Origin of the sequence: Hydrogenophaga sp., assembly GCF_051007235.1 — a bacterium.
In the GTDB taxonomy this organism is placed as follows: domain Bacteria; phylum Pseudomonadota; class Gammaproteobacteria; order Burkholderiales; family Burkholderiaceae_C; genus Hydrogenophaga.
Genome location: NZ_JBPCSJ010000478.1, coordinates 1 through 5318 on the forward strand (window position 1 = coordinate 1; position 5318 = coordinate 5318).

A 5318-nucleotide genomic window follows, 5' to 3' on the forward strand; every position below is an offset into this window, starting at 1 on the left:
GCCCAGCAGCGCGGCCTCGGCGGCTTCGGCGCGCAGCGCGGTGGGCGCCACGTTGGTCAGCGCGATGCGCACATGGCTGACCGTGTTGCCGGTCTTGCGCAGCACGACCGCGCAGCCGGCCGTGGCCCAGTCACCGGTCTTGCGCTTGAGTTTTTCGTAGGCGTATCCGGTGCCCTGCGCGAAGGCCGGGGCGTGGATCTCGACCATCACCTCGTTTTCTTCCAGCAGCGTCATGTAGGTGCCCAGGAAGAAGCCGTCGGCCGCCACGGTGCGGCGGCCCTTCGGTCCTTCGAGCACGAAGGACGCTTCGATCGCGATGGACAGCGCAGGGTGGTCGTTGCCCGGGTCGCCGTGGGCGATGTCCCCGCCGATGGTGCCGCGGTTGCGCACCTGCGGGTCGGCGATCAGCTTGGCGGCCTCGGCGAGCAGCGGCAGTTTGGCCTGCACGATGGGCGAGCTGATCAGGTCGTTCTCCACCGTCATGGCACCGATCACCACCTGGCCGCCTTCTTCGCGGATGCCGCGCAGCTCGGGGATGCGGTTGATGTCGATCAGGTGGGCCGGCTGCGCAAAGCGCAGCTTCATCATGGGCAGCAGGCTGTGGCCGCCGGCCAGCAGCTTGGCGTCGGACCCAAGCTGGCCCAGCAGGGCCACGGCCTCGCCGACGGACTTCGGCGCGTGGTACTCGAAACGCGGTGGAATCATCGTGTTGTCTCCTGGTCTTCTGGGTGGGTGATTGACTTTTGTCAATGCACAACCAGTCTGGGGGAGACCCGGTTTCCGACACCACCGTCGGGTCTTGAACTCAGGTGTTCACAAAACGACCGTTTTTTCGCACGAACTGCATGTTCGGCTGCACGAAATGCTCAGATCAGGCGCGCCCGGCGTGGCAATAAGGGTATGTCCTAGACAAAAAACGATCCGCCCGATCCGCCCGATCTGCACCTCAGTGCCGGGCCAGCAGCCCCAGCGCCTCGCGCAGCCGCACCACCTCGCCGCGCGCCACCGGGATGGGCTCGCGGTGCTTGCCCTTGAGCACGATCTGCGTCTTGCTGCCTTCGCGCCCGAGCTCGGCCACCGCCTGCAGGTTGACGATGAAGCAGCGGTGCACGCGCATGAACTGCGCCGGGTCCAGCCGGGCCTGCAGGTCGCCGATGCTCAGGTTGCAGAAATGGAAACCCTCGCGCGTGAGCACACGGGTGTAGTGCGCTTGCGATTCCAGGCTCAGCACGTCCGCGGTGTCCACGAAGGCCACCTTGTGGTTGGCCACCATGGGGATGCGGTTCAGGCGCAGGCTGGGGGTGGGCGCCTCGCTGACCGGCTGTTCCTGGCTCACCACCTGGGTCACGTCGTAGAACACGAGCACGAAGCCGGTGGTGGCGCCCTGGTGGTCGGCCAGCCGGGTCACCTTGATCAGCAGCACCTGTTCGGGGATGTTGATGATCATGGTCATCGGCGTGTTGCCGGCCACCGGACAACCCGCCGCCTGGTCCAGCAGGAAGTTGACCTTGGGCTTGGAGCGTTCGGGGTGGAACGAGGTGACCAGCTTGTCGAAGGGCTGTTTCTCGCCCACCGGCAGCACCTTGCGGGCGAAATCGTTCATCGCCAGCACGTTGCGCGCGGCGTCGAGGTGGATCACGCCGACCTCGAATTTTTCGAACAGGTACAGGGGCGAATTGCCGGTGGCCTGGACTTCCATCTGTGTTGTCTCCGAACGCGTCTGGGATCTGCCAGAACCGCCCAGCCTACCGCAAGTGGGGCCATCGCATACACTTTCGGGTTGATTTTTCGAGGTATTCCATGAGTCTCCAATGCGGCATCGTCGGCCTGCCCAACGTCGGCAAGTCCACCCTTTTCAACGCCCTGACCAAGGCCGGCATCGCCGCCGAAAACTACCCCTTCTGCACCATCGAGCCCAACACCGGCGTGGTGGAAGTGCCCGATCCGCGGCTGGCCCAGCTGTCCGAAATCGTGCAGCCCGAACGCGTGGTGCCGGCCATCGTGGAGTTCGTGGACATCGCGGGTCTCGTGGCCGGTGCCAGCACCGGTGAAGGCCTGGGCAACAAGTTCCTGGCCCACATCCGCGAGACCGACGCCATCGTCAACGTGGTGCGCTGCTTCGAAGACCCGAACGTGATCCACGTCGCCAACAAGGTCGACCCGATCGCCGACATCGAGGTCATCCAGACCGAGCTCTGCCTGGCCGACCTGGCGGCGGTGGAAAAAGCCATCCACCGCGTGAGCAAGGTGGCGCGCGCGGGCGACAAGGACGCCATCAAACAGCTGGCGATCCTGGAGAAGTGCCAGACCGCGCTGAACGACACCCAACCGGTGCGCACCATCGATTTCAGCAAGGAAGAACGCGCCCAGCTCAAGCAGTTCTTCCTGATCACCGCCAAGCCGGCCATGTTCGTGGCCAACGTGTCGGAAGACGGTTTCGAGAACAACCCCTTCCTGGACCGCCTCAAGGCTTTTGCCGAGAAGCAGAACGCGCCCGTGGTGGCCATCTGCGCCAAGATCGAGGCCGAACTCTCCGAGATGGACGACGCCGACCGGCTGGAATTCCTCAAGGAGCTGGGCCAGGACGAGCCGGGCCTGAACCGCCTGATCCGCGCCGCTTACAAGCTGCTGGGCCTGCAGACCTACTTCACCGCCGGTGTGAAGGAAGTGCGCGCCTGGACCATCCACGTCGGCGACACCGGCCCGCAGGCGGCCGGCGTGATCCACACCGACTTCGAGAAGGGCTACATCCGCGCCCAGACCATCGCGTTCGACGACTTCATCCAGTTCAAGGGCGAACAGGGTGCCAAGGACGCCGGCAAGATGCGCGCCGAAGGCAAGGAATACGTCGTCAAGGACGGCGACGTGATGAACTTCCTGTTCTCGTCCTGAGCGCCGACATGACCGACACCGGCCGGCCCGAACCGCAGCGCCTGGCCAAACGCCTGGCCGCCCAGCTGCCTTGCTCGCGCAGCGACGCCGAGAACTACATCGCCGGCGGTTTTGTTCGTGTCGATGGTGTGGTGGTCGAAGAGCCGATGGCGCGCGTGCGCGACGACCAGGCGGTCACGCTGGACCCCAAGGCCAAGCTGGAGTCGCTGGCGTCGGTGACGCTGATCTGGCACAAGCCCGCGGGCCACGTGCTGCCGCCGGACCCGCTCCTGCCGGACGCGCTGGCCGCACAATGGTTCGCTCCCGCCCACCGTTTCAAGGCCGACCGCTCGGGCGTGCGCCCGCTCAAGGCGCACCTGCACAAGCTGCTGCCGGTGGCGCCGCTGGGCGATCTGTCCAGCGGCCTGATGGTGTTCACGCAGAACCCCGGTGTGGCGCGCAAGATGACCGAAGACGCGAACCAGCTCGAACACGAGTGGCTGGCCGATGTGGCGGCCGATCCCGCGCTGGAAGACGAGACGCGGCGCGACGCGGTGCTGCAGTCGCTCGGCCAGGCGCTGTTTTTTGACGGCTGGGCCGTGCCCAAGGCCCGGGCCAGCTGGCAGAGCGAGCAACGCCTGCGCCTGGCGATCAAGGGCAACCGGCCCGGTCAGGTGGCCCACCTGTGCGAACGCGCGGGCCTTCAGCTGACCGGCCTGCGCCGGCTGCGCCTGGGCCGCATCTCGCTGGCCGGTCTGCCGGTGGGCGAGTGGCGCTACCTGCTGGGTTACGAGCGCTTCTGAGCCGCCACCCGCAGCGCATCCCCGGTTGGGCTGCGCCCCGACGAACCCCGGGCATTCGCCGGGGTCCGCTCCGGGGCTGCGTCAGCTGACCGAACAGGTGAAGCTGCTGGCCTTGCTGGCGTCACCACTGCCCTCGTACTTGGGGAAGCTGGGGAACGGGCACAGCGGTCGCTCGAAGGTGCCGGCGTCGGACGTGCCGGTGGCCACCAGCTGGTCGGGGGCGATGCCTTTTTCCACCCAGTCCACCAGCGCGGTGATCAGGTCGGCCTTGGCCGCGCCCGGACCGGTCAGGTCGTGCCCCACGCCGGGCGAGGTGACGAAGCGCGCGAAGCCGTCGTACGCGGTGCTGCCGCTCTGGTTGCGCACCTGGTCCAGAAAGGCCGCGGTGCGGTAGACCGAGACGCAGGTGTCGGCCAGGCCGTACCAGACCAGCAGCTTGCCGCGCTGGCCGAAGGTGCCGAGGTCACTGGAGGGCTCCATGGTGTTGGCCAGGGCCTGCCACCGTGCCGAGATGCTCAGCGGGTCGTGGTTCATGGCGTCCGCCGACTCGGAACCCGTCAGGGCCTGGATGACCGAGGTGGGCGCGATGTAGCTGAAGCCCTTGCTCAGGAAGCCGCCGTCGTACTCGAAGCCGAAGGCGTAGACCTGCCAGTCGCCGGTGGCGGCGCCGCCGCGGCCGTAGCGCTCATACCCGGTCATGCCGTTGGCCAGGATCAGGGGCACCGTCTTGTCCGCGTAGTTCAGTCGGATGGCCTCGATCTGGCCCGTGGTCAGGCAGCTGTCGTCCTGTGCGCCGGCCACGTCGTCTGCGCATTTCAGATCCGTGGGCACGTAGGTGCAGGCCTCGACGTTGCCGATGATCCCGTCTTTCAGACCGTCGAGGTTGTCGCAGGCCGCGATCTCGGCGGCCGCGTACAGGGCCGACTTGCCGGGGCTGATCCAGTTGGCCTGCGCCGGCACGGCCGCATCCACGCTGCCGTCCGCGTTGCGGCCATAGATCCAGCGGTTGAAGCCGCCCATGTTGACCTGGTGCGCCTGCTGGCTGATGGCCGGTGACATGGCCAGCACACCGTCGTAGTCGTTGGGGTAGCGGTCGGCGGCCATCAGGCCCGAGCGGCCGCCATTGGAGTGGCCCACCATGTAGCGCCGCGTGGGCGCCTTGCCGTAGAACTGGGTGGCGATGCGCGTGCCCACCTGCAGCGCCAGGTGGTTGGCTTCCTGCGCGTGGTTGGCCAGCGCCACCGGGTCGGTGCCCCAGGCAAAGTCTTCTGTCTGGTGGCCCGAGTCGGAGCTGATGCGCACGAAGGGCAGGGCTGCATCCGTCTGTACGTACTTCACGTGCCAGGGGTCGTCGGTGGGGATGAAGCCGTCAAAGCCGCCGCCGCCCAGCGTCATGGTCTTGCCGTTCCAGTCGCTGCCTTCCGGCAACTCCACCGCCCACTGGATGGTGGAGCCCGGGCCGGACACGATGGTGCCGCGCACGATGCAGGCGCGGGGCAGGGTGATGGCCTCGCCGGTGCCGTAGTGCGTTTCGGTCACGGTCTGCGTGTCCCGCAGCTCGGTGCGCTCGAACGTCGCGTTGGCCGGCAGCTGGCTGGGCACGTACGCCGCGCACGACTGGGCGAGCGGACGGGCCGCGGGCGG

General features: G+C 67.3%; 5 protein-coding genes. 2 read left to right on the top strand and 3 right to left on the bottom strand.

Features of this window, described 5'->3' with window-relative positions; genetic code table 11:
• Positions 1–705: FAD binding domain-containing protein (locus ACR2JA_RS16840; RefSeq protein WP_434010227.1), on the bottom strand; the 705-nt coding region annotated here is incomplete at its 3' end.
• Between the two features lie 241 nt (positions 706–946).
• Positions 947–1699, bottom strand: a complete 753-nt coding sequence (locus ACR2JA_RS16845) for a LytTR family transcriptional regulator DNA-binding domain-containing protein (RefSeq protein WP_434010228.1) — start codon at positions 1697–1699, stop codon at positions 947–949.
• A gap of 101 nt (positions 1700–1800) precedes the next feature.
• On the opposite strand from ACR2JA_RS16845, the gene ychF reads away from it, so the two are divergent.
• Together ychF and ACR2JA_RS16855 are read left to right on the top strand one after the other, a co-directional pair.
• Positions 1801–2892, top strand: coding sequence for a redox-regulated ATPase YchF (gene ychF / locus ACR2JA_RS16850; protein ID WP_434010229.1), 1092 nt, complete (start codon positions 1801–1803; stop codon positions 2890–2892).
• 8 nt (positions 2893–2900) lie between these two features.
• A complete protein-coding gene (locus ACR2JA_RS16855) occupies positions 2901–3674 on the top strand; it encodes an RNA pseudouridine synthase (RefSeq protein WP_434010230.1) in 774 nt (257 codons plus the stop codon).
• An 81-nt stretch (positions 3675–3755) separates the two neighbouring features.
• On the opposite strand, the gene ACR2JA_RS16860 is transcribed toward ACR2JA_RS16855, so the two are convergent.
• Positions 3756–5318: tannase/feruloyl esterase family alpha/beta hydrolase (locus ACR2JA_RS16860; RefSeq protein ID WP_434010231.1), on the bottom strand; the 1563-nt coding region annotated here is incomplete at its 5' end.

Excerpts from the sequence above, each read along its gene's own strand:
- ACR2JA_RS16845 (WP_434010228.1), bottom strand. The coding sequence starts at position 1,699 with ATGGAAGTCCAGGCCACCGGCAATTCGCCCCTGTACCTGTTCGAAAAA.
- ychF (WP_434010229.1), top strand. The coding sequence starts at position 1,801 with ATGAGTCTCCAATGCGGCATCGTCGGCCTGCCCAACGTCGGCAAGTCC.
- ACR2JA_RS16855 (WP_434010230.1), top strand. The coding sequence starts at position 2,901 with ATGACCGACACCGGCCGGCCCGAACCGCAGCGCCTGGCCAAACGCCTG.